This is a genomic window from Variovorax endophyticus (assembly GCF_025376855.1).
GTDB lineage: Bacteria > Pseudomonadota > Gammaproteobacteria > Burkholderiales > Burkholderiaceae_C > Variovorax.
Genome location: NZ_JAHUTH010000002.1, coordinates 15,114 through 40,984, shown reverse-complemented (window position 1 = coordinate 40,984; position 25,871 = coordinate 15,114). Strand labels below are relative to the sequence as shown.

General features: G+C 70.9%; 21 protein-coding genes. 10 read left to right on the top strand and 11 right to left on the bottom strand.

From position 1 onward, the window contains the following. Positions 1–222 precede the first annotated feature (222 nt). Positions 223–783: a hypothetical protein gene (locus tag KV106_RS02915; protein WP_057594117.1), complete on the top strand. Its 561-nt coding sequence runs from the start codon at positions 223–225 to the stop codon at positions 781–783. Then, the gene (locus KV106_RS02910) at positions 780–1,985 is read left to right on the top strand and encodes a PrsW family intramembrane metalloprotease (RefSeq protein ID WP_261206007.1); all 1,206 of its coding nucleotides are present in this window, start codon (positions 780–782) and stop codon (positions 1,983–1,985) included. Before KV106_RS02915 ends, KV106_RS02910 begins: the two co-directional genes overlap by 4 nt. Positions 1,986–2,009: 24 nt before the next feature. Here the strand turns inward: KV106_RS02910 and KV106_RS02905 are convergent, their stop codons facing one another. Next, entirely contained in the window at positions 2,010–2,918 is a 909-nt protein-coding gene (locus KV106_RS02905; protein WP_057594118.1) for a LysR family transcriptional regulator, read from the bottom strand. Between the two features lie 115 nt (positions 2,919–3,033). Here KV106_RS02905 and KV106_RS02900 point away from each other — a divergent pair, with 115 nt between their 5' ends. Further along, the gene (locus KV106_RS02900; RefSeq protein WP_057594119.1) at positions 3,034–3,867 is read left to right on the top strand and encodes a hypothetical protein; all 834 of its coding nucleotides are present in this window, start codon (positions 3,034–3,036) and stop codon (positions 3,865–3,867) included. 2 nt (positions 3,868–3,869) lie between these two features. Then, positions 3,870–4,856: a Bug family tripartite tricarboxylate transporter substrate binding protein gene (locus KV106_RS02895; protein WP_057594120.1), complete on the top strand. Its 987-nt coding sequence runs from the start codon at positions 3,870–3,872 to the stop codon at positions 4,854–4,856. A 31-nt stretch (positions 4,857–4,887) separates the two neighbouring features. Here the strand turns inward: KV106_RS02895 and KV106_RS02890 are convergent, their stop codons facing one another. From KV106_RS02890 to KV106_RS02870, 5 genes are all read right to left on the bottom strand, one after another. Beyond that, the gene (locus KV106_RS02890) at positions 4,888–5,418 is read right to left on the bottom strand and encodes a hypothetical protein (protein ID WP_057594121.1); all 531 of its coding nucleotides are present in this window, start codon (positions 5,416–5,418) and stop codon (positions 4,888–4,890) included. Between the two features lie 43 nt (positions 5,419–5,461). Beyond that, entirely contained in the window at positions 5,462–9,805 is a 4,344-nt protein-coding gene (locus tag KV106_RS02885) for an RHS repeat-associated core domain-containing protein (RefSeq protein WP_261206005.1), read from the bottom strand. A 35-nt stretch (positions 9,806–9,840) separates the two neighbouring features. After that, positions 9,841–11,436, bottom strand: coding sequence for a hypothetical protein (locus KV106_RS02880; protein ID WP_261206004.1), 1,596 nt, complete (start codon positions 11,434–11,436; stop codon positions 9,841–9,843). A gap of 11 nt (positions 11,437–11,447) precedes the next feature. Further along, positions 11,448–13,838, bottom strand: coding sequence for a type VI secretion system Vgr family protein (locus KV106_RS02875; protein WP_261206003.1), 2,391 nt, complete (start codon positions 13,836–13,838; stop codon positions 11,448–11,450). 279 nt (positions 13,839–14,117) lie between these two features. Next, complete coding sequence (locus KV106_RS02870; protein ID WP_261206002.1) at positions 14,118–15,092, bottom strand: GlxA family transcriptional regulator; 975 nt, start codon at positions 15,090–15,092, stop codon at positions 14,118–14,120. Between the two features lie 101 nt (positions 15,093–15,193). On the opposite strand from KV106_RS02870, the gene KV106_RS02865 reads away from it, so the two are divergent. Next, positions 15,194–15,508 (top strand): DUF3817 domain-containing protein, encoded by a 315-nt coding sequence (locus tag KV106_RS02865; protein ID WP_261206001.1) that lies wholly within the window; start codon positions 15,194–15,196, stop codon positions 15,506–15,508. Beyond that, positions 15,505–15,930, top strand: a complete 426-nt coding sequence (locus KV106_RS02860; RefSeq protein ID WP_261206000.1) for a CopD family protein — start codon at positions 15,505–15,507, stop codon at positions 15,928–15,930. The genes KV106_RS02865 and KV106_RS02860 overlap by 4 nt, the downstream gene beginning before the upstream one ends. A gap of 31 nt (positions 15,931–15,961) precedes the next feature. On the opposite strand, the gene KV106_RS02855 is transcribed toward KV106_RS02860, so the two are convergent. After that, complete coding sequence (locus KV106_RS02855) at positions 15,962–16,597, bottom strand: cysteine hydrolase family protein (protein ID WP_057594126.1); 636 nt, start codon at positions 16,595–16,597, stop codon at positions 15,962–15,964. Positions 16,598–16,712: 115 nt separating this feature from the next. On the opposite strand from KV106_RS02855, the gene KV106_RS02850 reads away from it, so the two are divergent. Genes KV106_RS02850 through KV106_RS02840 form a run of 3 tightly spaced genes read left to right on the top strand, consistent with a single transcriptional unit; the run spans position 16,713 to position 21,024 of the window. Further along, a complete protein-coding gene (locus tag KV106_RS02850) occupies positions 16,713–17,645 on the top strand; it encodes a helix-turn-helix domain-containing protein (RefSeq protein ID WP_261205999.1) in 933 nt (310 codons plus the stop codon). Continuing rightward, positions 17,642–18,040 carry an iron chaperone gene (locus tag KV106_RS02845; RefSeq protein ID WP_261205998.1) on the top strand — a complete coding sequence of 133 codons (399 nt, stop codon included), beginning with the start codon at positions 17,642–17,644 and terminating at the stop codon, positions 18,038–18,040. Before KV106_RS02850 ends, KV106_RS02845 begins: the two co-directional genes overlap by 4 nt. A gap of 56 nt (positions 18,041–18,096) precedes the next feature. Further along, complete coding sequence (locus KV106_RS02840; RefSeq protein WP_261205997.1) at positions 18,097–21,024, top strand: hypothetical protein; 2,928 nt, start codon at positions 18,097–18,099, stop codon at positions 21,022–21,024. A 9-nt stretch (positions 21,025–21,033) separates the two neighbouring features. Here KV106_RS02840 and KV106_RS02835 read toward each other — a convergent pair whose 3' ends face one another. After that, positions 21,034–22,167 (bottom strand): ABC transporter substrate-binding protein, encoded by a 1,134-nt coding sequence (locus KV106_RS02835; protein ID WP_261205996.1) that lies wholly within the window; start codon positions 22,165–22,167, stop codon positions 21,034–21,036. 204 nt (positions 22,168–22,371) lie between these two features. Here KV106_RS02835 and KV106_RS02830 point away from each other — a divergent pair, with 204 nt between their 5' ends. Continuing rightward, positions 22,372–22,821: a hypothetical protein gene (locus KV106_RS02830; protein ID WP_057594129.1), complete on the top strand. Its 450-nt coding sequence runs from the start codon at positions 22,372–22,374 to the stop codon at positions 22,819–22,821. A gap of 21 nt (positions 22,822–22,842) precedes the next feature. Here KV106_RS02830 and KV106_RS02825 read toward each other — a convergent pair whose 3' ends face one another. From KV106_RS02825 to KV106_RS02815, 3 genes are all read right to left on the bottom strand, one after another. Beyond that, complete coding sequence (locus KV106_RS02825; RefSeq protein ID WP_261205995.1) at positions 22,843–23,277, bottom strand: hypothetical protein; 435 nt, start codon at positions 23,275–23,277, stop codon at positions 22,843–22,845. 92 nt (positions 23,278–23,369) lie between these two features. Continuing rightward, positions 23,370–24,581, bottom strand: a complete 1,212-nt coding sequence (locus KV106_RS02820; protein ID WP_261205994.1) for an MFS transporter — start codon at positions 24,579–24,581, stop codon at positions 23,370–23,372. A gap of 75 nt (positions 24,582–24,656) precedes the next feature. Beyond that, positions 24,657–25,781 carry an ABC transporter substrate-binding protein gene (locus KV106_RS02815; RefSeq protein ID WP_261205993.1) on the bottom strand — a complete coding sequence of 375 codons (1,125 nt, stop codon included), beginning with the start codon at positions 25,779–25,781 and terminating at the stop codon, positions 24,657–24,659. Between the last annotated feature and the right edge of the window lie 90 nt (positions 25,782–25,871).

Below are 25,871 nucleotides of genomic sequence, written 5' to 3'. Positions count from 1 at the left end.
AAGTGACGAAACGCCCGCCGCCCCAGTGAAGGGGCCGGCGGGCGCGGGGCGGATCATGCGGGGGTCGTATGACCTCCCGGTGGCAGATGCATGACATAGGACGACTGACCGCACACTGACGCCGAAGTGAAAAGTTCGCATCGAACACGCGGCGTCGAAGACGCTCGCGCGCACCGTGCGAGGGCGGGATCGCTCGTGCCGCGCCATGGCACCATCGCCCCCATGCACGAGCCCTCCCGCCGCATCCCCTACCGCACCTGGCCGGGCGCCCTCGCGGTCTTCCTCGCCATCGCCGCCTATGTCGGCGGCCTGATCTTCTGGGACCGCCATACGCCGGGCGCGCGTCCGCTGCCGGCCGGCGAGACCGTGTCGGTCGGCCACGCGCGCTTCGAGCCCGCGCGCGGCTGGCAGATGGACGTGGCGCGCTCGAAGGCCGGCCGTTCGCTGATGCTGTTCAAGGGCAACCACAAGTTCCTCGTGACCACGCTGCCCTGGGCCGGCGGGCCCGACGGTCCGCTGGTGCGGCAGCAGCGGCTGATGGAGCGCGGCCAGGGCCTGAGCATCGAGGGCGACGTGTCCGACTTCGTCACCATGTGGGGCCTGCAGGGCAAGACCTTCGCCTACTACGGCAGCAAGATCGCCGGCCGCTTCTGGCAGGTGGTGGACCAGCGCCGCAAGTCGCTGGTGCAGATCGACGTCTACGGCGGCAGCGACGGCCTCGACGAAGCCATGGCCGATGCGCGCAGCATGCTCGAGTCGATGGACCTGGAGGCGCCGCTGTGAGCCACGACACCACCATCACCACCACCGCCTTCGACAGCGACGAGTCGCCGTGGCCGGTCGGCACCGACTCCTTCTTCCAGCCGCGCCGCGCCGCCTTCTGGCTGCTGAGCGCGCTGATAGTCAACGGCCTGTTCTACACCGCGCAGATGTTCTCGATGGGCTTTCGCGTGGTGCCCATCACGGCCTTCCTCGGGCTCGTGGTGTGGGGTCTCTACACGCTGGCCTTCCTGCTGGTGTTCCGCACGCTCGACCTGCTCGAGCAGCATCCGCCCGAGGCCTTCGTGCTGGCCTTCGCCTGGGGCGGCATGGGCGCCGTGTACTTCGCCGCGCCGGCCAACATCGCGATCCAGAGCCTGTGCGCCAAGCTGATCTCGCCCGAATTCGTGGCGGCCTGGGGGCCCGCGGTCGCGGGACCGATCACCGAGGAATTCCTCAAGCTAGCGGGCGTGGTGCTGCTGGTGCTGGTGGCGCGCAACCAGTTCCAGACCTACCTGTCGGTGCTCATCGTCGGCGCCATGGCGGGGCTCGGTTTCCAGGTGGTCGAGAACCTGACCTACACCGTCAACGCCTCGATGCGCTTCCCGCTCGAGAACCAGGTCTACCCGGTGCTGCTGAACCTGCTCACGCGCGGACTCATGAGCGGGCTGTGGAGCCACGCGGCCTACACCGCCATCGCGTCCTTCGGCGTCGCGTGGTTCCTGCTGCATCCCGAGCGGCGGCTGGTCACGCGCATCGGCGCCGCCGTGCTGTGCTTCGTGCTGGCCTGGGCCATGCACTTCGTCTGGAACTCGCCGCTGCTCGAGGACTACTTCGACGGCGGCTATGGCGAGATGGCGTTGCTGCTGCTGGTCAAGGGCATTCCGGTGCTGATCGCGGCCTGGCTGTTCTGGCGCGAGGCCGCGCGCGAGAACGGCGCCTACCTGCACGCGCTCGCGGCCTACTTCGTGCCCGAGCGCGAACTGATCCGCGACGACGAATGGGTGCGCCTGGGCCAGCCGCTGGCACGCTGGCGCGTGCGCCGCGAGATGGGCCGGGCCTTCGGCGCCAGGGCGCGGCGGCTCAAGACGCGGCTGCAGCGCGAGCAGCTGCGGCTGATCCGGCTCGCGGGCACCTACGGGCGCGGGCCGCAGACGCTGGCGAGCGAACTGGCGGTGCGGCGGATCCGGGCGGCGCTCGATCCGTTGATACAGGCGCCGCGCTGAGACCGGGGCTCGCCCCGGAACCGCTCAAAGCCCCATCAACGCCTGCAACAGCATCCGGCTCGCCGGCGCCGGCTCGGCCAGCGCGGGCACCGCCAGGTAGCTGACCCGGTGCGCCCAGGGCTCGTCGAGCGGCACGAAGGCCAGGTTCGGAAACTTCGCCTGCTGCTCGAGGCTGGCCTGGGGCAGCAGCCCGATGCCGAGGCCGCACTGCACCATGCGGCTGGCCGAATCCATGCCCTTGACCTGGATGCGCGTGCGCAGCCGCACGCCGTGCGCGAGCGCCTCCCTGGCCACGCGGCTCGCGAGCGCGGTGCCGGGGGGCAGCTCCACCCACTCCTCCTTCAGCAGTTGCTCGAAGCGCAGGCGCTTGCGCTTCGCGAGCCGGTGGTGCACGGGCAGGATCACGACCAGCCGCTCGGTGCGGTAGGGCTGCAGCTTGAGGCCCGGGATGTCGCCCTCGGCGACGAACACGCCGACGTCGGCCTTGCGCTGCAGCAGCAGTTCGACGATCTCCGCGCTCGTGTGTTCGGCCAGCTCGATCTTGATGCCCGGGTGCTGCTGCAGGAACAGCGCGAGGTCCTGCGGCAGGTGCTGCACGATGGCCGAGATCGAGGCGACGAGCTGGATGCGGCCCGACACGCCGGCCTGCAGGTTCTGCAACTCGGCATCGAGGGTGTCGACGTCCTCCATCATCGCGCGCGCATAGCGTGCGATCGACAGGCCCGCCGCGGTCAGGCCGGCGCCGCGCGCCGTGCGAAGCAGCAACTCGACGCCCATCGCGTTCTCGAGTTGCGTGATGCGGCGGCTCGCGGCCGAGGGCACGATGTGCAGGGTGGCGGCCGCGCGCGACAGGCTGCCTTCGTGCTCGATCGCCGCAACGAGCTTCAGGGTGGCGAGGTTCAGGTGGTCGAGCAGGGGGCGTCGGGGTTTCATGGTGCGCGGGGCAGCGTTGCCGCAATGGCAACGCTGCCGTGAATTAATGTCGCTGGGCTTGTGGCGGGGACTGCGTCAGCATGCGGGCCATTCCAACAAGGAGACGCATCCTTCCATGCAGCAGATTCTGAACCTGCGCGATCTCACGATGATCGAGCGCACCCATGCCCGCGGCGGCAAGTTCCGCTACCACCCGCTGCTGTCCGGCCGCGATGGCAGCGTGGGCAACTTCTTCCTCCAGCTCTCGAACACCTTCAACGACTTCGACTCGCCGCGCCACCGCCACAACTTCGACCAGGTGCGCGTGCAGCTCGAGGGCGACGCCGACTTCGCGCGCGATGGCGTCATGAAGCCCGGCATGATCGGCTACTTTCCCGAGGGCGTGTTCTACGGCCCGCAGAGCATCGCGGGCGAATCGCTCACGCTGGTGCTGCAGTTCGGTGGCGCGAGCCGCAGCGGCTACCTGTCGGAGGCGGCGTTCCAGCGCGGCATCGTCGAACTCAAGAAGAACGGGCGCTTCGAGGCCGGCGTCTACAAGGTCGACAAGCCCGAGGGCGGCACGCGCAACCAGGATGCCTACGAAGCCGTCTGGGAGCACATGAACGGCCGCGAGCTGCGCTACCCCGAGAGTCGCTACGACAAGCCGATCTTCATCCGCCCCTCTGCCGCGCAATGGCTGGGCGATGCGCAGCGGCCCGGCGTGGCGCGCAAGCACCTGGGCAGCTTCTCCGAGGCGCGGACCGTGCTGTCGCTGATCGCGCTCGAGGCGGGCCGGAGCATCGAGGTGCCGCCGAACAGCATCGTGTTCGTGCTGGCCGGCAAGGGCCACGCGGGTGACGGCCGGCGCGATTGGGAAGCGCGGTCTTCGCTCTACAGCGGGGAGACAGCCAGCGCGATGACAGCCGATGCCGCGAGCGAGCTGCTGCAGATCGAGCTGCCGAGGCTGTGACCATGCGCGACCCTCAGTCCGACGGCCGGCGCCGTCGCATCGTGCTGGGACTCGGCGCCGCCCTGGCGGCCTCGCCGCTGCCACGCGCCTGGGCCGCGGAGGAATTTCCCTCGCGCCCGATCTCGATGGTGGTCCCGTTTCCGCCGGGCGGCGGTTTCGACACCATCGCGCGGCCGTTTGCGGAGCGGCTCGGCCAGCTGCTCGGACGCGCGGTCGTCGTGGACAACCGCCCGGGCAGCGGCGGCAACATGGGCACCGACTTCGTCGCGCGCGCGCCGGCCGACGGCCATACGCTGCTGTTCGCCAACGACTACCTCGCGACCAATCCGAGCGTGAACCGCAACACGCGCTTCGACCCGCTCAAGGACTTCGCGCCCGTGAGCATGGTCGGCAGCACGCAGGTGGTGATGGCCGTGCGTCCCGACTTCCCCGCGCGCAATTTCGAGGAGCTGGTCGCGCTGTCGAAAAAGCGCTCGCTGAGCTACGGCACGCCGGGCGCGGGCACCTCGCCGCACCTGGTGGGCGAGTACCTCTCGACCATCTCGCCGCTGCAATCGCTGCACGTGCCCTACAAGGGCACGGCGCCGGCGGTCAACGATGCGATGGGCGGGCAGATCGACATGGTCTACGCCACCTCGCCCTCGGTCGCGAGCCAGATCGCGGCCGGGCGGCTGCGCGGCATCGCGGTGTTCGGCGCGCAGCGCAGCACGCAGCTGCCCGAGGTGCCCACGCTCAAGGAGATCGGCGGGCCCTCGGTCGACTACGAGGTCTGGTACTGCCTGTTGGCGCCGGCCGGCGTGCCGCCCTCCGTGCTCGCGACGATCCGCGCCGCCACGCGCAAGGCCCTCGATGCCGACCTCGCCGCGAGGCTGGCGCGCCTGGGCTATGCGGTGAGATCGAGCGAGCCCGAGGCGGTCACGCAGGCGATCCGGCAGGGGCTGGAGCGCTGGAAGGACGTGGTGGCGCGCGCCAAGATCGCGATCGACTAGCCGCGACCTTCTCTCGACGCCCGCGGGCGGATCAGGACACGGACGACTTGTCGCCCTCGTACTCGGCGGCGACGGCCTCGAAGGCCTGCGTCATGGTCCGTGCCAGGGCTTCCACCGACACTTCGACGACCCGGATCCCGGGCTGCTGCGGCGTCTCCGGCGAGGGCGTTTCGCAGCTCAGGTACACGCCGTGCGCGGTGGGGATCAGGAAGCTCAGAACGCGCAACGTGACGTCTCCGAACTGGAGGAAGGCCCAGAGGTCCGGCAAGTCGCCGGGATCGGGCGATGGATCCGGCGCGTCGGCGAGTATCCGGTGGATGTCCACGGGTCCGCGGTCGCCGAAGATGTCCGCCCTGGGCTGGAAGCGGGCCGGGTTGCGGAAGCTCTTCAGGGTCCTGTGCAGCGTGAAGAGGAAGCTGGGCACGTAGACGCCGTTATCGGTCGCGGTCACGTGCGTGCCGGCCGCGTGGATGTCCACCTGCCGCATCGCGAAGCTCTCGGGGTCCTTGGGCGCGATGTCGAACTGCAGGGTCTCCCGGGTGCCGAAGATATGTGCGGGCATGATGGGGCGATTGTCCTTGAAGCCGTCGGTTCGAGGCGCGCCGCTAGGCGCGGCACGCGGGCACGGTCGACGCGAAGCGGCGCCGCGCGGCATTGATGCGCAGGTGGTCGACCGTGCCGCGCAGCGAGACGCCGTTGTCCGAACCGGCCCAGTGGAAGATCCGCGCGCCCGAGTCCTGGAACTGGTGCACGTTGCCGTGGCTGTCGCGGGCATAGCGCACGCTTCGATCGCCGGGGTAGGAGCGGCTGCTCTCGAACAACTCGCGATGGTTCTCGGGCAGCACGCTCTTGCCGGTGTTGTAGGGATCGGTCCCGCGGCCGGGGGAGCGCATGTTGGGATCGTGATGGCCGGGGTTCTCGTAGTGGTCGAACTTGCCGTCGTCGCCGGTGACGCGCGCGAGGATGGGGCGCCCGTGCTGGCCCGTTTCGCCGATCTCCCAATAGGGGATTCTTTCGCCGGCCACCAGCCCCAGCGGATCGATGCCCAGCAGCGGGTTCTCGGCATAGCGCACGAGGTTCTCGCCCGCGCCCAGGCGCAGCGGATCGAGCGAGACGAACTGGCCGCTGCGGGGATCGAAGTAGCGGTGGCGGTTGTAGTGAAGCCCGGTCTCCTCGTCGAAGTACTGGCCCTGGAAGCGCAGCGGATTGCCGACCTCCTCGCACTGCAGCGCGCGGATCGCGCCCCAGGCCGCATGGCTCGCCGACCAGACCGTGCGGCCTTGCCCGTCCGTGAGGCGGGTCGGGCAGCCGTTCGGATCGACGTGGTAGTGGAGGACCGCGCTCCGGTCGCCATCGCGCTCGACGAGCGCGAGCGGCACGAAGGTGGACGGATAGTGCACGTACTCGCGCGCCTTCAGGTAGCGCGCGTCGTTCGTTCCGGGGGCGGCCGAGGAACGGCGCGCGCCCGCCAGTTGCAACACGGGGTTCGACGGCAGGGCCGGCGGCGGCCGCGGCACGTCGTTGTCCTCGGTCAGTTCGCCCAGCAGGGTGTTCCCGTCCCAGAAGAACCACGTGGTGCGCTGCGGACCGCGCTTGAAGACGCGCCGGCCGACCGGGTCGTAGCCATAGCGGGTGACGGCCGTTCCCCTGCGGCTCTCGACCAGCCGGTGGTTGGCATCCCAGACGAGCTGCAGCGCGTCCCCGGCCGGCATGGCATCGTGCATCTGCACGAGGTCGCCCGCGCGGTCGAACACGTAGTGGGTGCCGTCGAGGCTGCCCTCGCGCGTCCAGTGCACGGCCTCGGCATCGTTCTCGCCGCCGGCCACGCGGGCCCGCGGCGTCTGCCGCACGCGTGTGTGCAGCCGGTCGCCGGCCGGATCGTGCAGGAAGCGCTGAATCCGGCCCTGCGGGTCCGCATGCTCGAGCAGCTGGCCGAGCGCGTCGTAGCGGTAGAGATCGATCCCCTGCCGGCTGTCGGCGCGGCACTCGAGGTTGCCGGCGCCGTCGTAGTCGTAGCGCGTCTCGAACACCGGGCCCGCATCCTCGAGCAGGCGCTGCGCGGTCAGCAGGTCGCGCTCGTCGTAGGCGAAGCGGCGCTCCAGCCCCGTTCCCAGCCGCTCGCTCAGCGTGCGGCCCAGCGCGTCGCGCGTCATGGCGATCAGCGGGTCGTCGTCGATCGCCATGCCCTGCAACTGGTTGCCCAGGTCGAACGCGTAGCGCAGGCGATGGCCCGCGCTCGTCTCGCGCAGGATCCGATGGCCGACCTCGTCGTAGCGGTAGTTCGCGCGGAAGCCGCCCTGGCGCTCCTCGAGCAGGTTGCCAACGGCATCGAAGCGCCGCCGCACGTGCATCGCGTCGTTGCGCATCTCCACCAGCTGGCCGAGGCGGTCGTAGACGAAGTGCTCGTGGCGCTGGCGCCCCGCCTGCAGCGGATCGTCGAAGGTCTTGCGCGTGATGCGGCCCATCGCGTCGCACGCGAAGGCCACGCGCTGTCCCAGCGCGTCGACGGTGGCGCTCAGGCGGCCCGCACCGTCGTAGATATAGCGGCGCGACTGGTTCCAGTAGTCCACCTCCTCGACGATCCGGCCGAGCGCGTCGCGCCGCAGCGCATAGCGCTCGCCGCGCTGGTTGGTCAGCCCGACCAGCCGTTCCTCGGTGTCGTAGTGGTAGCGCACCGCCTGGCCGTCGGGCTGCACGCGAGCGGCGAAGCTGCCGGTCCCGAAGTACTGCATCCGCGTGCGCGCGCCTGCTTCGTCGACGTAGAGCAGCAACTGATCCTCGGCGTCGTAGGCGCAGGCGGCATGGCCGCCCCCGGGGCGCTCGATGCGCAGCGTGCGCCCCTTGGCATCGTGGTGGTAGCGCGTCGTTCGCCCGAGCGCGTCCTGCCGCGCCTTCAGCCGGCCCAGCACGTCGTGCTCGAAGCGGGTGCGCGCGCCCAGTGGATGGGTCAGCACGAGAAGCCGTCCATGCCGGTCGTACTGGAGCTGCGTGACGGCGCCGCGCGCATCGACATGGCGCACGAGCTGTCCGTGCGCGTCGTGCTCGAAGCGCGTGACCGCGCCGCGGGGATCGCGCTGGTTCGCCAGCAGGCCGCGTTCGTCGTAGCCCTGCGACCAGCGCTGCCCGTTCGGGTCGACGACCGCGAGCACGCGGTCCTCGTCGTCGAATTCGTTGCGGATCGTGCTGCCGTCGGGCCAGCGCGTGCTTTGCAGGTTGCCGTGCGCGTCGTAGACGAACGCGGTGCGCAGCCCCTCGGGCCGTGTCACCGCCACGGTGCGGCCCGCGTCGTCGTATTCGAAGGTGGTCACGCCGTCGAGCGGGTCGATCTCCGCGAGCGGCAACCCGGATTCGTCGAACTTGACCACCGTGAGATGACCGAGCGAGTCGGTCGCCTGCGTCTGCCGCAATGCCTCGTCGTAGGCGAAGCGGCAGTCCTGCAGGCCGCCGTCGCCCCAGGCATGCGCCACCCGCCACCGGTCGTCGTAGGCGTAGTGAAAGCTCAGGCCCAGGCGATCCGTGTGGCGGACCATGCGGTGCTGCAGGTAGGCGAACTCCCGTGCCGCGCCGAGTGCATCGACGGCCGCCACGAGATCGCCGCCGGCATGGCGATAGCTCACCAGCGGATGTTCCAGGCCGGTGAGCGGGTCGCGCAGCGCCATCGCCTCGATGCGGCCGCCGCTGGAGCGCACTTCGATGCTGCGTCCCGGCTGCCCGTGCGCGCCGCTCTCGACGATGCGTACCAGCGCGCCGTCCTCGTCGCGCACGAAGCGCCAGCCGTTGCCGCAGGCATCCTCGATGCATGCGATCGGTAGCGCCGCCGCCCGCAGTTCGCCCGCCGGCGAGAGGGCATCGTCGAAGTGAAGGCGCAGTCCGTCCTTGAACCGCACCGTCAGGCGCACGCCCCGCCGCTCGAGGCGTGCGCCGTCCACCAGGTCGCGCACCGGTTCGCGCTCGGACCGGGGCAGGGCGGGGAAGAGCGCGCAGCTGTCCGGCCCGTGCAGGCTCAGCAGGCCGTCGGGTTCGGCCACGAGGCGCAGGTCGGCCGGCGTCTGCCAGCCCTGGCCGCAGTGGCCCGCGAAGTCGTGGTCGCGCGATGCGTAGGCGCGGCTCCAGGTCAGCGGCAGGCGCCCGGGAACGTGGAAGTCCTCGTGCGTCACCGAGACGCTGCCGTCGCGGATGTCCACGGGCTCGGCGCGCAGCACCCGGCACTTGAGGAAGCCCGGCGGCATGTTCTTGAACACGCGCCGCGCGATGCGCGTGTAGGCGCGGCCCAGCGCCTTGAACAGGCCGCGCTGGATCATCGCGCCCCAGGAGATGGTGGGCGGCCCGCCGACGAACACCTGCGGCGGGATCGCCACGTTGAAGGTGGTCGGCAGCATCAGGCTCAGGCGCACGGGCTTGACCAGCTTGCGCGGGCGAAACGGCGGCACCAGGCCGACGATGTTGCAGCCGAGCACCGGCATCGTGATGCGCGAGAACGGATCGCCGTCGGCCAGCACGGTGCGGCTGCCCATGAACAGCTCGTCGTCGAACTGCGGGCCGCCCGGTCCCTTGACGATCGGCATCGGCGCGCCGACCAGGATGTGAAAGTCCACGCCGCCGGTGCCGGCATTGGCGCGCCGCACGCCGGCCACCTCGACCGTGGCGCCAAGCGGCAGCGGGATGCTCTCGGGCATCGCACCATCGTCCGGCGGCGCGCCGGGCGGCGCCGGTATCCGAGGCGACGCCGTGCCTTCGCCGATGGCGTTCTTGGCGGCCTCGGTCGCGGTGCCGAGCGCGCCCAGTCCCTTGACGATCGGGTTGTCGGGCGAGACCTCGATGGTCGGCAGGTAGTCGAACGGGTCCATCACGATGCCGATGTGCACCGTGGGCCACACGCCGGGCGGCGCCAGGTAGGTGTGGGCGTCGATGCCCAGCTGCGGATCGAAATGCTTGGCCGCGAAGAACAAGTGCTTTCCTTGGGGCGTGAAGGAGCCGGCGCGCCTCAGGCGGCCTCGACGAAGGGTTGCGGATCGGGCAGGCGCGCGAACGCTGGCGGCTCGCGCCATTCGCCGGGCGAAAGGTCCAGCGGATGCTTCACGTGCGGCAGTCCGCTCCAGGCCGGGTCGAGCCACTCGCGGCCCATGGCGACGACGGTGCGAAACACCTCCTCGCCACCCTGCACCAGTTGCTCGCGCTCGCGCAGCTGGCCCTGGAACAGCAGCTCGTAGCGCTGCACCAGTTGCGCTTCGATCGCCGCGATCGCGGCCGGCGGCGGGTGAGGGCCGAGCCGGTGGCCCGCGAGATCGGCCTCGACCAGGGCCGCGCGCGCCTCGCGCTCGTAGGCCGAGGCGCACTGCGCGATGCGCTCGCAGCGTCGGGGATCCTGCATCGCGAGCATGTCCTGCAGCAGCTGCGGCACCGTGCTGTTCGGCCGGTCGGCCCCGGCCATGGCGCGTGCCTCGCGCACGCCGGCCAGCGCCGAGGCCCAGGCCCGGTCGCGCTCGCCGGCGCCGAGCCAGGCCTGGGCCGCGGCGCGCCGGCCCTCGACCGCGAACAGGCTGTTGGGGATGCGGCGGGCCGTTTCGCCCGCCTGCTCGAAGGCCTGGGCCGACTGTTTCATGTCGCCGGCCGCGGCCCATGCGCCGCCCTCGGCCATCCAGCCCTGCATCAGCAGCATCGGGCCCATCGGGTTGCCGGCCTGCGTGGCCTCCGCCGCCGCGGCACGGGCCTGGCGGTAGCGCGCCACCGAGCGCGCGAAGTCGCGCGCCTGCAGCCAGGCGCCGCCCACCATCACGTCGAGCACGGCCCGCTGGTCGGACCAGCCGTTGCGCGTGGCCAGCCGCGCGGCGCGCTCGGCGGTCGCTTCCACGGCGGCCGCGTCGCCGCGACGCAGCAGCATCAGCATGTCGGCATGGAGCTGCCGGAACAGCGCGGCCCCCCCGGCGCCGCCGCCGGCTTGCGCGGCGATCTCGCGCGCGGCTTCCAGGATGTCGAGCGGCGCATCGACCACGCGCACGATCCCCGCGTGCCGCTCCACCAGCGGCTGCCAGGCGCGCGAGTCGCTGTCGTCCACCAGCACCAGCCGCAGCAGCCCGGCATCCTGCGGCGGCACGGGCGCCTGCATGGCCGCGTCGAGCCAGCGCTCGAAGCAGGCGACGTCGCTCACGCCACCCGGTTGCAGCACGACCGACAGCCGCTGGCGGCGCAGGTGGCGCGCCAGCGACAGGCCGGTGTCGACGAAGCCGGCGGCACTGTCGCGGGCGCTCGCGTGTTCCTCTTCCCAGGGGCCGGCCACGCCCTGCTTCGCGAGCTGCGGCCGGTTGTGCGCGACGGTCTCGATCATGGCCTGCCGCAGCTCGCGGCTGTAGCGGTAACCGGTCTCGTAGGCCGTGTCCAGCCGCAGGAACAGGTCGGGCGTGGCGTAGTCGCTGTCCACCATCTGCAGCGCGAAGAAGGCGTCGAGCATGCGCTGCGAGTCGGGCGGCAGCCGCAGCACGACCGCGCGCAGCGAGGCATCGTCGGTGCGCTCCCACCACAGGTCGTGGAGCCGGGCCATGCGTTTTTCGACCGGGTTGCGCACCGGTGCCGCGGAGGACATCGATGCGGCCCTCAGCAGTTCAGGAAGATCTTGGTGCCGTTCACCGTGACACCCGATTCGTCGAGCATCAGCGTGGCGCTGCCCGCGCGCAGCACGATGCGCCCCGGCGTCACCTCCACCGCCGTGCCGTCGACGTTGAGCACCACGCTGGTCGGGCTCGCATGCGTCATGGCGCCCGAGGCGAAGGTGTCGAGCGTGCCGCCCTCGGCGCTCACGCCCACGCTGCCCGAGGCCACGGCCGAGAAGTCGCCGCCCTGCGCCAGCAGGCCCATGTTGAGGGCGGCCGTTCCGAACAGGTTGGCGGCCGAGCTGGTCAGCGAGACGTCGCCCTGCGCGGTGGCCGAGGCCGGGCCGGCCGGCACGTTGAGCGTCATCGCGTCGTTGTAGGTCGCGGTGTGCGAGCGGGCCGAGACCTGGTAGGCCTGCCCGATGGTGGTGGTCTGGGCCAGCGTGACGTTCCACAGGTCGTTGTCCTGCGCCGTGACGGTGCGGGCCTTGGTGACCGTCAGCGAATCCGTGCCCGTGACCGAGGTGGTCTGGTTGCCCGTGACGCTGGCGGTGCGGTGGGCCTTGGCGATGTGCGTCTGGTCGCCCGTGACCGTCAGGGTCTCGGTGCCGGTGACGGCATGGCTGCGGTTCGACTTGACGCTGACCGCCTCGTCGCCGTCCACGGTCTCGGCGCGCTGGCCGTGGATCGTGACCGTCTCGTTGCGGTCGACGGTTCGGGTGCGGTCGTTCTTGACGTGGTGGGTCTCGTCGCGCTCGACGGTCTTGCTGCGGTCGCGGCCCACGGTGTGGACCTCGTCGTTCTCGACCTCGAGCAACTGGTCGCGCTCCGCGTGCAGCCACAGCTGCTCCTCGCCGAGCTTGTCCTCGAAGCGCAGCGCGTTCGCGTTCGCGGCGTTGCCGCCCTCGGAGCTGCGCGAGAGCAGGCCGCTCTGCGTGGCGTTGGCGGGCAGGTCCCAGGGCGGCATGTTGTCCGCGTTGTAGACCCGGCCCGTGATCAGCGGGCGGTCGGGGTCGCCGTACTCGAAGTCGACCACCACCTCCTGGCCCACGCGCGGGATCTGCATGCCGCCGAAGTTGCTGCCGGCCCAGGGCGAGGACACGCGCACCCAGCACGAGCTGCTCTCGTCCTTGCTGCAGTAGCGGTTCCAGTGGAAGCTGAGCTTCACGCGCCCGTACTGGTCGGTCCAGATCTCGCGTCCCGCGGGGCCGGTGACCACCGCCGTCTGCGGGCCCGTGGTGCGCGGCTTGATCGCGTCGGGCGTGGGGCGGAAGATGTTGTTCGCCGGCAGCACCTCGAACTCGACCCGGCAGCGGAACTCCTCCTGCCCCGTCGCGTCGCCCGCTTCCTGCAGCGACAGCCGCGTGGCGGTCACGAGATAGTCGGCATTCGCGCTGTCCTGCGGGTGGTCGGTCAGCGTGAAGCGGTAGCCGGCCGCCAGGCCGCGCAGGTTGCCCGCGCCGCTGGCGACCTGGCCGGGCGCGCCGGTCTCCTCCATCCGTGCGCGCGCGATCTGCTCGCCATCGGCCTCGGCCGCGTAGTTGCCAGGCCAGGCGAACACCTCGCGCGCCGCATGCCGGGTGCGGCGCGGCATCGCCTTGGTGCGCAGCAGGTCGGCCTTGGGCCGCGTGAAGTCGAAGTCGCCCGTGACCCACTGGCCGCTCTGCAAGGCTTCGGCGAGCTGGAAGTGGTGGCAGTGTTCCTCGTTGGACGACGCCTCGGCGGCGCTGAAGGGAATGCGCTCGTAGCCGCCGGCGGGAAAGGGGCCGTGCGCCTGCATGTCGTCGACGATCACCAGCGTGTGGCTGTTGGCCGCGTGCTCGAAGTAGTAGTAGAGGCCCCACTCGTGCAGCAGGCGGCTCGCGAAGTCGTAGTCGGTCTCGCCGTACTGCACCACGAACTCGCGCGGCGGGTAGCTGCCCGTGGCCCGGATCGAGAGCGCGAAGCCGTAGGCGCCGAGCACCTCGCCGACGATGTCGAGCACGTTCCTGTTCTGGAAGATGCGGAAGTCCTGCGTGCGCTGGGCCAGGCTCAGCCACGATTCGATGACCACTTCATGGAGCGCGCGCCGGCCCTCCAGGCGCAGGAAGCGCGCCCGCGTCACGAGCCCCGAGAGATGGCGCTGCTGCTGCCCGCCGCCGGGGCGGCCGTCGAGCAGGATGTGGACGCCGAACTCCTCGCCGATCAGCGGCTTGAGCTTGATGTTCGCGGCCGAGCGCGCATCGATGGTGGACGACTCCGGCGTGGTCAGCGTGAGCGTGTAGCGATAGGGGCGGCTCAGTGCTTCCTCGCCCTCGATCAGGACGGGTTCGAGCGCGGCCATCCCGTCGAGCACGGGCATGGCGTCGGAGGTCGCGGTGATCTTGCGGCCCCGACTGGAGGCGGGCGTGGGCATGAAACTCCCTGCAACGAAGCGTGAAGGCGAAAAACCGAGCACTGTAGAGAAGCTCGTGACGATCGGCGGTAATAAGCTGCAACCAAATTGCAATGGCGATACATCCATTCCACTACCTTCGACAACGAATATCAGTCGAAGGTATGAAGCTTGGCGTTCGTCGGTGTAGCAACGTCGAGCCGATGGGGCAAACGTTTTCTTTTCGGGAAGACTCTACTGCCGTTTTTGCCGCGGGAGCACGCGACTACAAGGATTCGTAGTCGCGCGGCGCCGCGGAGTTCAGGCCCTCGACCTCGCGCCGAAGCTGCGGCGGTATGCGCTCGGACTCACGCCCGCCACGCGCTGGAACTGCGCCCTGAAGTTCGCCGCCGATCCCAGCCCGACCTTGGCGACGATCTGCTCGACGCCCAGGCGCGTGCGTTCCAGCAGCTCCTGCGCGCGGCGCACGCGCGCGCGGATCAGCCATTGCGCGGGCGAGACGCCGAACTGGTCCTGGAAGCGCCGGTTCAAGGTTCGCTGGCTGCTGCAGGCCTGGCGCGCGAGATCGTCGAGCGACAGCGGCCGGTGCAGGTTGCGCTCCACCCATGCGAGCAGCGGCTGCAGGTCGCGGTCGGCGGGCAGGTCGAGCGGCTGGATGAACTGGGCCTGGCCGCCCTCGCGGTGCAGCGGCACCACCGACAGCCGCGCCACCCGCGCCGCGACGGCCGCGCCGAAGTCCTTGCGCACCATGTGCAGGCACAGGTCCAGCCCCGCCGCCGCGCCCGCGGAGGTCAGGATCCGGCCGTGGTCGATGTAGAGCACCTTGGCATCGACCTCCACCCGCGGATGGAGCTCGGCGAGCAGCGGCGCCGCGACCCAGTGCGTGGTGGCGCTCAGTCCGTCGAGCAGGCCGGCCTGCGCCAGCACGAAGGCGCCCGAGCAGATGGAGGCGATGCGCGCGCCGCGTGCCGAGGCCGCGCGCAGTGCCTGCAGCACGGCGCGGCCGATCGGTGCCGCGGGATCGGCGATGCCGGGCACGACGATGGTCTGCGCCGCTTCGAGCACCGAGAGCCCGTGCCGGACCGTGAGCGTGAAGCTGCCGTTGTCGAAGGACTTCCGTTCGCCGCAGACCGCGATGCGGTAGCAGGGCTGGCCGGGCCCGAGCTCCGCATGACCGAAGACCTCGCAGGCGCTCGCGAGATCGAAGGCGATGAGGCCGGGCAGGGCGAGCACCGCGAGCCGGTGCGGCGTGGTCTTCGGGGCGCTGGGTGTCATGGCGGCGGATTCTTCCATGGATGGCGGAAAACAGTCGAAGCTTGTCAATCCGGCCACTTTCGCTTCGGGCCATGCACCGGGAGACTATGGAGGTTTCCGCCATGGAGTTGCTCTTGCCGTCCCGAGCCCTGCGCCTTTCCCGTCTCCGGCTTTTCTGCCTGCTCGAAGCCGCCACGCTGCTGGTCCTGCTGCTGGTCGCGGTGCCGATGAAACACCTCGCCGGCCTGCCATGGGCCGTGAGCCTCATGGGGCCGCTGCATGGCCTCGTCTTCCTGGGCTTCTGCTGGAAGGTCGTGAACGCGGCAACGCTCGAGGACGTCTCCGCGCGCATGGGCTTCAAGCTCGTGCTCTTCGCCTGCCTGCCGGGCGGTGGCTTCCACAGCTGGAAGCTGCTCGACCGCGGGCCGGCCGTATGACCTACCTGTGGCTCAAGGCCCTGCATCTGGCCGCGGTGCTCGCCTGGACCGGCGGCCTGCTGCTGCTCGGCGTCGCGGTCGCCGCGCTCGGCCGTTCGGGCGGCGTGCTGCTGCCGCACGAGAAGCGCATGGGGCAGGCCTTCCTGCGCTGGGACCGCCGCGTCACCGTGCCGGCGATGGTGGCGGTGTGGGGCCTGGGGATCGCGCTCGCGAGCCTGGGCGGCTGGTTCGGCGCGGGCTGGCTCTACGCGAAGCTGGTGCTGGTGTTCGCGCTGTCGGGGCTGCACGGCGTGCTGTCGGCCTGCCTCAGAAGGCAGGTCGAGGGCACGAACACCCGCGAGCGTGCATGGGTCCGGATCGCTCCGGGGCTGTGCGTCGCGGCGCTCGGCGGCATCGCGCTGCTCGTCGTGCTCAAGCCCTGAGATCCAGTCCGGCTCGGTCCGTCGCGCCTGCTCAGCGATCGATCCGCGCGACGAACTCCTCGCTCGTCATCACATGCGCGGTCGAGAAGGCCAGGATGGTCAGCGTGGCCTCGTGCACTGCCTCGGCCGGCATCGCGCCCTGGCCCACGTCGGGATAGTCGAAGGTGCCGGTCGCATCCGACAGGAAGGCCACCTTGTAGTTGCGGAACATCGCGTCGCGCGCCGTCGCATGGCAGCAGTTCTCGGTGGTGGTGCCGGTGATCGCCACGGTGTCGATGCCCCATTCGCGCAGGATCAGGTCGAGGTCGGTCGCGAAGAAGCCGCTGTAGCGGTGCTTCTTGACCACGTGCTCGCCCGCGGCCGGCGCGAGCGCCGCGAAGATCTCGCTGCCGGGTGTCTCGTCGACCAGCGCGCTGCGGTCGGCGATCGGGCCGTAGAGGTCGTCGTACAGGCCCATGTCGCAGCCGTCGCGCCGGTGCACGTGCGCGGTGTAGATCACGCGGATGCCGCGCTCGCGGCAGGTGGCCAGGGTGCGCGCCAAGGTCGGCACCATGGCCGCGGCCTGGGCCGAGCGCAGCTGGGCGCCCTCGGCGACGAAGTCGTTCTGCATGTCGACGACGATGACGGCGGTGGTCGCCGGATTGATGCGATCGATCTGATAAGGCATATTGGCCCCTCGGTGGTTGAGTCGGATGGTGGCGGGTGCGGCGATCTTGGGTCGCGCCGGCCGTCCGCGCTGGCCCCGGCTTGCCAAGCTTTGTTCTCCACCTGCCATCCGTTCCATGAAAACCCTGGTCGAACCCGGCGACAGCTTCGAGAAGTGGCACCAGGTCACGTGCCGCAGCTACTCGGTCACGCAGTGCGCGAACGCGCCGGGCGGCGCGGCGTTCCGCGCCAGGGTGTCGCAGCGCGGGCTGGGCGCGCTCGCGCTCAACGAGATCGAGTCGAAGCTGCCCGGCGCGGCGACGATCCGCGTCACGCGCGGCGCCACCGACATCCGGCGCGATCCGCGCGACGACTTCTTTCTCTGGTTCGCGCTCGGCGGCAACACGCGCTTCAGCCAGGACGAGCGGCGCGTGAGCATGCGCCCCGGCGACATGGTGCTGCACGACCAGTCGCGCCCCTTCAGTCTCGAGTTCGGCGAGTGGTCGCATGCGGTCATGGTCGCGATCCCGCGCGCGCTGCTGACCAGCCGCATCGGCGCGGCCGACGAATTCGTGGCCCGGCCGGTCGGCCGCGACGCGAAGCTGGCCGCGCTCGCGGGATCGGTGCTGCAGCAATTGATGGCGCTGCACGACGATGCGCCGCCGGCGCTCGCGCAGGCGGCGATGGACATCTGGTCGACGGCGCTCGAGGCGGAGCTCGCGCCCTCGCAGGTCGACGCCGGCGCGCGCGACGGGCGCCTGGCGGCCGTGAAGCGCTACCTCCGCGCCCGGCTCGGCGACCCCACGCTCGACGGCGAGACCATCGCGCGCGACTGCCACCTGTCGCTGCGCACGCTGATGCGGCTGTTCGCCGCCGAGGGCACCACGCCCGGCCGTTGGCTCTGGCAGCAGCGGCTCGAGGCCAGCTACCGGGCCCTCACCGAAGGGCGCGTGCGGCAGGTGTCGCAGGCCGCGCTCGAGTTCGGCTTCACCGACCTCAGCCATTTCAGCCGCGCCTTCAAGGCGAGGTTCGGCCGCACGCCGAAGGACGTGCAGCGCCAGGGCGGATGAACACGAAGGGGATGAACGAGATGGCCGGCAAGGCGCCCACCACGATCGACGACTACATCGCCGCCGCCCCGCCCGAGGCCCATGCGCACCTGCGGCGCCTGCGCGCGCTGCTGCGGCGCGTGGCACCCGAGGCCCGGGAGGCCATCAAGTGGGGCACGCCCTTCTTCGTCGAGCCGCGCTTCCTGTTCGCCTTCTCCGCGCACAAGGCGCACCTGGGCTTCGCGCCTTCGGCCGAGGCGCTCGAGGCGTTCCGCAAGGAACTGGCCGGGCACCAGACCACGAAGGAGCTGCTCAAGGTGCGCTACGACGAGCCGCTGCCCGAGGACCTGATCCGCCGCATCGCCGAGCACCGGCTGCGGGTGGTGCAGGCGCGCGAGGACGATTCGTTCTGGTGAAGCGCCGGCCGGCCGGCGGCGAGAATGAAGCGCAGAGCCCCAGCCAGGACACGAGATTGCACGACATCGATCGCCCGGACCCTTCGCCTCGCTTCGCCAACCTTGCCACCGCCGCATCGGCCCTCGCGGAGGCCGAGGCGCTCGTCGCGCGGCTGCTGCCGCTGAGCACGCCCGCCGACAGTGCCTCGCCCGACCTGCAGGAGCACCTGGCCTCGGCCTGGTTCCGGCAGATCGAGGCGCTGGACGCGCTCGGGCGCACGGCCGAGGTGGTGGCGGCGGCCGATGCGCTGTGCGCGCATTTCGAGCCCGGTGCGCGCGATGTGCTGGCGCCGGTGTTCGCGCCGGTCGCGGCCTGGCCGTGGATCGCGCGTGCGCAGTGCGAGAAGGCTCGCGCGCTGGCTGCGACCGGCCACGCCGAGGCCGCGCTGGACCTGCTGCGGGAGGTACAGCGCCGCTTCGAGCAGGCGCAGTCGCCGGCGCTGCGCGAATGGATCGTCGCTGCGGGGCTCGAGGAGGCGAGGCTGCGCGCCGCCGGTGGCGCGACCTTCGCGCGGGTCGACATGGTGCGGCATTGCGAGGACCTGGCGCGGCGCTTCGGCGGCGACGACTGGCTCGCGACGCGCGTGCTCGTGGCCCGCGTGAGCGCCGTGCAGGCCCGGATGCTGGCGGAGCTCGACTACCACGACGAGGCGCTGAAGAAATACGCGGCCCTGCATGAGGACCTGCAAGCCGCCACCGAACCCGCGCTGAAGGCACGAGCCGCCGACGCGCAGCATGCCCATGTACGCCTGCTCGAGATGCTGGGCCGCGACGAGGAAGCCCGTGCGCTGCTGCACACCCTGATCGCCGCGCACGCCGATGCCGCCGAGCCCGAGCGGCGCCAGACCCTCGCACTGGCGCGCACCGACCTCGCGCTCGCCTTGCAGCGCGACCTGCTGCGCGGCGCGCAGGACGAGGACCTCGAGGAGCGCCTGCTCGCGGCCTGCGATGCCGTGCTGGACCCGCATGCGGACAGCGACGATGCCACCGTGTTGCGCTGCGTGAACCGCATCCTGCGCGTCAAGGCACAGCTGCTGCGCGACCGCGATGCCGAGCCCGACGACGAGGACCGCGCCGACGAACTGGCCGAATGGCAATGGTCGCGCTATGCCGGGCATCCCGATGCGCAGGTCCGCAAGGAGCTGCTGCTCGCGATGCTCGACCAATTGGTGCCGCTCGACGACCCGCCGCGCGAGCTGGCCGGCTACCGCCGCCTGCTCGATCGCTTCGGCGACGACCGCAGCGCGCTGCTGCAGCCGCAGCTGGCGCGCACGCGGCTGCTCGAGGCCTGGGCCCTGCGCGCGCTCGACCGCGGCGACGAGGCGCTTTCGGCGCTCTCGGAACTCGATGCGCTGCACGCCGAGTCCGCCGATGCCTACACGCGCCTGCAATGCGTGCACGGCCGCATCGAGCGCGCGAGGATTCTCTGGGCCCGCGGCGATGTCGAGGCCGCCCTGCGCGCGCTCGAAGGCTGGACCGAGGCCCGTGGCGCGGAGGACACGGCGCTGCGCCGCGCCATCGCGCGCGCCATGGACCTGCGCTGCGACATCCTGCAGGCCCAGGCGCCCGCCGCGCATCCGCGCCCGGACGGCAAGGACGAGGAGGGCCGCGCGATCGAGGTCGCCGTGGTCGAGGTCGAAGAGCGCTATGCCGCGGCGGTCGCCGCGCTCGTCGCGCGCTTCGCGAAGGATCCGGCCGAGGACCTGCGCACGATCGCGGTGAAGGCGCAGTACGCGCTCGCGGCCCACTGGCGCGGCCGCCTGCAGTTCCAGCGCGCGGTCGACGCCTATGCGGCGCTGCTGCAGGCCTTCGTGGCCGACACCGGTTCCGAGGTCGAGGGCGTGGTCGCCAGCGCCTACCTCAACCAGGCCTACGCATTGATGATGCTGCTGGGCCGCGAGGCCGATGCCCTGCCGGTCTACGACGCGCTGCTCGCGCGCTTCCCGAATGCCACCGGCGCATCGATGCGCGACACGCTGGCCAAGGCCGCGGCCAGTCGGCTGACCTGCCTCAACCGGCTGCAGCGCCAGGGCGCGGCGGTGAGCTATGGCGACCAGTACGAGGACCTGACGCTGGCGCAGCGCGACGAGATCGACGCCACCATCGAGCGCGGGCGCGTGCTGGCCGTGGAGGGCAAGCACCGCGAGGCCATCGCCTGCTACGACGAGGTGCTGCAGGCCCATGTCGAATCGCTGCATCCGGAGCTGCGACGCCATTGCCTCGACGCGATGGTGCGCAAGGGCTACAGCCTGGGCTGCCTGTCGCAGCGCGAGGCCGCGCTGGCGGTCAACGACGAGGTCATCGCGCGCTATGGCAACGAACTCTCGACCTCGGCCGAGAAGGACGTCGCGCTCGCGATGTCGAACCGAGCGGTGCAGCTCGACAAGCTCGGCCGCCGCGCCGAGGAGCTGCAGACCTACGACGCGATCATCGTGCGCTGGGCCCGCTCCGACGTCGCCTACCTGCGCGAGCGCGTGGCCAATGCGCGCTTCTGCAAGGCGATCACCATCGCCGACACCGACCTGGATGCCGCGCTGGCGCTCTATGGCCATGTGATCGACACCTGCCTGCAGGCGCCCGAGGTCGCGCTGCGCACCTATGCCGCGAAGTCCAGCGTCAACCGTGGCGTGCGCCTGCGCAAGGCCGGCCGCTACGAGGAGGCCGTGGCCTGCTGCGAGGCGCTGGTGGAGGCCTGCGGCGAAGAGGCCGACAAGGGCATCGCGGCCCAGGTCGTGAAGGCGCGCATCGGGCTCGCGCGCAGCTATGGCCACGTGGGGCAGGTGGAGCGGCAGGTCGAGACGCTGGAACTGCTGCTGGCCTTGCCCGCCGGAAAGATCGACGAGGGCTTGCGCGCCGAGCTGCGCGCGGAGTACCAGCAGCTGCGGCCGTCGCCGCTGGTCAAGGCGGCACGGGCGCTGGGCGCGTTGTTCGGCCCGAAGAAATGAATCCCGGCGCTACTGCCGGATCTTGCCCGCGTTGCTGAGGATCGTGAGCTCCACGAAGCGCGTGCCGTTGCCGCCGGCATTGGGGCCGAGGTCGACCACGTAGCCGCCGAAGTCGAAGTTCACCAGCGAGGCCAGCGCCGCCGCCATGCCTTCGCGCGTGGGCGTGCGTCCCTGCCGGCGCACGGCCTCGGCGATCACGCGGCCCGTGATGTAGCCCTCGAACATCGAGTAGCTGACCGGCACCTCCAGCGTCTGCCCGGCCGTGGCCTCGATGAACTCGCGCGTCAGCTTGCTCGAGATGCGGAACGGGCTCGGCGTGACCTGCGCGATCACGATGCCCTGCATGTGCTGCTCCGACAGCCGCTGCGAGAGCTGCTCCACGTCGACGCCCGAATGCGCGACCAATTGCGCCGTGCCCTTGGGCGCCATGCGGTAGCGTTCGATGAAGGCCGCGGCGGCGCCGGTGCTGGTCAGCATCACGATGGCCTGCGGCGGCTCCTTGAGGAAGGCCTCGGCGGCGTCGCCCACCTTGGTGGTGCCCGCCGGGTACGAGGCCCGCACCACGATGCGCGACGACGAGGCCGCGGCCAGCTCGTCCATCAGCTTGAGCAGTTCGCCGGACGCGGGCACGTCCTCGTAGAAGACGCCGAGCCGGTTGATGCCGATGGTGGCGAGGTGGCGCGTGATCTTGGTCAGCTCCTCGCGCAGGTCGGCATGCATGTTGAACAGCAGTGGCGGCGGCGCGCGCAGCTCCGACGAGCGATAGCCCACCAGCGCGAGCTTCTCCTTCTCGAGCGTGCCCGAGGCCACGAGCGCCGCGATGTTGCGCGTGCCGAAGTAGCCCGCGAGCACCATCGGCCGGCTCTCCGCGACCAGGGCCCTGGTCAGCGCCACGGTCTGCTCGGGCTGGCCCAGGTCGTCCTTGCGCACCAGGCCCAGCGTGTGGCCGTTGATGCCGCCGGCCTTGTTGATCGCGTCGAAGCTCAGCTTGAGGCCGACCCCGAAGGCCCGTCCCTGCCGCGCCTCGAGCCCCGACATCGGGGCCACCTGCCCGACCACCACCTGCACCGCCGCAGCCGGCAGCACCGCAGCCGCCATCGTGGCGGCCGCGAGCAGCGGACGCCAGAACGCCATCGATTTCATCTGTCTCTCTCCGTCTCCGGGCGGTGAACGCCCCTTCTTGCAAGGGCCGGATCTTGGTGTCCGGGCGGGGCGGAGGATAACGGAAAACGGTGAATCTGCGCGCGGGCCGTGGTGCGCCATCCCGGCGATATGATCTCGCGCGCTCGCAAGCGCATCGATGCAACTGTGTTGCTCGATCCATTCAATCACCAGGAGGGAGACAGGATGATGAAGACGCTCGTGTTGGCGGCCACGGCCGCATTGCTCGCCGCTTGTGGCACGACCTCCGGCAGGCTCGGCCCGTTGCCCGAGGTCCCGGATGCTTCGGTCGCCGCCAAGGTGGTGGTGGTCCGCATCAGCAGCATCGTCGGCGCGGCCAATGGCTACACGGTGGCGATGGATGGCAAGGACATCTTCGGCATCGGCTCCGGAGAGCACGCCGAATTCCAGGTGTCGCCCGGCGAGCACTACCTGGGGGTGAAATGCTTCGGCGGCTTCACGCCGACCTGGAAGGAGGACTCGCTGAAGTTCGACGCCGCGAAGGCATCGTCGAACTACTTCGTCGTCAGCCCCAGCATGACTTGCGCGGCGGTCAGGGGAGCCGACGAGGCGGAAGCGAAGAAGCTGCTGTCCGGCAGCAAGGCCGTCAATCTCGCGAATCCCGCCGGCCGATAGAGCGCCCGGGGGCGCGGCGAATCAATCGCTGTCGTCCTCGCGCGCCGCCATCCGCCCCGCTTCGCGGTCGAGGGCCTCGTACTGCCCGTCGCAGAACAGCTCGCAGAGCCGATCGAGCTCGCCGCGGTCACGGGTCTCGAACACCGCGACGTCCTGCTCGAGCTTGCCCTTGCCGAAGAAGCCCTTGCGCGGGCGCATCGCCACCGACTGCAGCTGGTACTCGCCGCGCCGGTCGGTGCCCTCGCCCAGCAGCGTGACCCACAGCTCGCGCTGGTCGGCCTCATTGCGCAGCACGAGCGCGGGCAGCGGCCCGTCCTGCTGCTCGTTCCATTCGCGGTGCTGTTGCAGCCACGGATGGGCATCGATCGCGGCCATGAAGCCGAGGAGGGTGGTCTCGCCCTGCGGGTGGGTCTGCTGGAAGTCGTCGCCGACCTTCTGGATTGCGTAGCTCAGCATGCGGTGGGAGCGCGCGGTGCGCCCGGGTGATGTCGATGACCGAGTGTGCCCAGCCGCGCGGCAAGGGCGTGTCGGTCGCCGCCCCGTCTTCCTCAGCCCGCGGCGGGGCGAGAGAGTGGCCGCGGCACGCGCGCGGCGCGGTGTTCCTGCAGCAGGGTCAGCATCACGGTCAGCCCCATGAAGACCACCGCGGCCCAGAAGATGCCGCTGAAATGCCCGCGGTCGAGCAGCCAGCCGAACAGCATCGGGCCGACCGCGCCGCCGATGTTGAAGCCGGTGGAGACGATGCCGAAGGCGCGGCCCTCGGCGCCGGGCGGGGCGGCGGCGCGCACCAGCATGTCGCGCGAAGGCGTGATCACGCCGGTCAGGAAACCGGTGGCACCCAGGCACAGCACGAGCGCGAGATCGGGCAGCCGGCCCCAGGCGGCGAGCGCCGCGAGCACGGCGGCGCCCGCGAACGCGACGGCCGCCACCAGGCCATGGCGGCGCGTGCGGTCGGCCAGCGCGCCGCCGGCCAGCACGCCGAAGGCGCTGGCGAAGAGGAAGGCCGTGACCGCCGCATTGGCCCAGGTGAGGTTCACGCCATAGCCGCCGACCAGCGCCGACACCGAGAAGCTGCCGATCGAATTCGTGCTGAGGCTCAATAGCACGTAGAGCAGCGTGAGCGTGAGGATCGCGGGCGTGAGGATGCGCACGCCAGCCCCGTTGCCGCCAGCGGTCTTCGGCTTGCTCGCGGGTCGCGCGGCGAGCGCCGGCTTCTCGCCCGCGAACAGGAAGGCCCAGGCCAGCAGCCCCGCGAGGCCGGTGGCGGCGAAGGCCCAGCGCACGCCCAACGTGCTGGCGATGCCCATCAACAGGGCCGGCGCGATGGCGCCGCCGACGAAGCCCGCGAAGGTGTGGACCGAGAAGGCCTTGCCCATGCGCGCGCCGTCGATGCCGGCCGAGAGCATCGCGTAGTCGGCCGGGTGGTAGACGCCGTTGGCGATGCCCGCCAGCGCCATCGCGACGAGCAGCCAGGCGTAGTGGCCCGAGAACGCGAGCGAGCCGAAGGCCGCGCTGCCCAGCAGCAGGCCGGCCATCAGCAGGCGCCGCGCGCCGAAGCGGTCGACCGCGAAGCCCAGCGGCGCCTGTACCAGCGCCGAGACCACGTTGAACACGCTGAGCGCAAGGCCGAGCTCGACGAAGCTCAGACCCCACGCGCCGGGCAACACCGGCAACAGCGCGGGCAGCGCCATGATGTGCAGGTGGCTGACGAGGTGAGCGGCGGAGACCTGCGCGAGCAGGCCGGTCTTGGGAAGGGGCATGGCCGGGGGCGTCGAAAGGACGGCGCATTGTGCGGCAAGCCCGGCGTCCGCGCTTGCCGTCCCCCGCTCAGGCGATCACTGCACCGCCACGAACTCCCCGCCCTTCACCTGCAGCAGCACGCCGCCGTAGCTCGGGTTGCGCCCCGCGTCCACGCTCCAGGTGCCGTTGCCCAGCACCATCGGCACCTTGTTGAGCTTCGCGAGCTCGTCGCGGATCTTGGTGCGGTCGGGGTTCGGGCCGGCGTTCTTCACCGCCTGCACCGCGACCTGGCCCAGCGCGTAGCCCATGCCGGCCCAGTTGTCGGGCGCGGCCTTGTACTTGGCCTGGTAGGCCTTCACGAAGGCCTGGTTCATCGGCGAGGGATTGCTGGGCGAATAGTCCGACACGAAGTAGGTGCCCTCGACCGCCTTGCCGCCGGCCTTGATGAAGCCGGCCGAGCCCAGCGTCGACGGGCCGATGAACTTGACCTTCGACTCGAGCCCGGCCTGGCGGATCTGCAGGATCAGGTTGGCCGAGACCTCGGCCGGCGCGGCGATGAAGATGGCGTCGGTGGGCGTGGTCGCGACCTTGGTCGCGAGCGCGAGGAAGTTGGAGTCGGAGGAGATGAACTTCTCGTCGGCCGCGATGGTGACGCCGGCCTTGGTGAAGTAGTCGGCCAGCGCGTTCTTCTGGCCGATGTAGCCGTCGCTGCTCTGGTCGTGCAGCAGCACCACGCGCTTCACGCCGAGCTTCTCCGAGGCCAGCTTGCCGAGGAAGCCCATGATGTCGGTCGGCGTGGCCTGGATCTTGAAGGCCCAGGGGCCGGTGGCGAGGATGCCGGGCGAGCTGCCGATGGCGAGGATCGGCAGCTTGAGGTCGTTGGCCACCGGCGCGCCGGCCAGGGCCTCGGCGCTGACCGTGGGGCCGAGGATCAGCATCACGTTGTCGCGCTTGCCGAACTGGTTGACGAGGTTGATGACTTGGCCCTTGTCGCCCGCGGTGTCGCCCTCGACGATCCTGAACTTGTTGCCGCCGGGCAGCCCCTGCGCGTTGGCTTCCTCCAGCGCGAGCTTCATGGCGTTCTGGATCGGCACGCCACCGAAGGCGTAGGTGCCGGTCATGGCGTTGAACACGCCGACGGGGATCTCCTTGCCCTGCCCGAAGGCGAGGCCGCTGAAGGCGAGAAGCAGCGCGCCGGCGACGGCGGCTCTGCGATGCATGGTCATGGTGTGTCTCCAAGGGCGCGCGAAGGTGCGCGGTTTTTCTCAGGGGGCCATGGCAGTGTCTTCATGCATCCGGGTTGCGTCAGT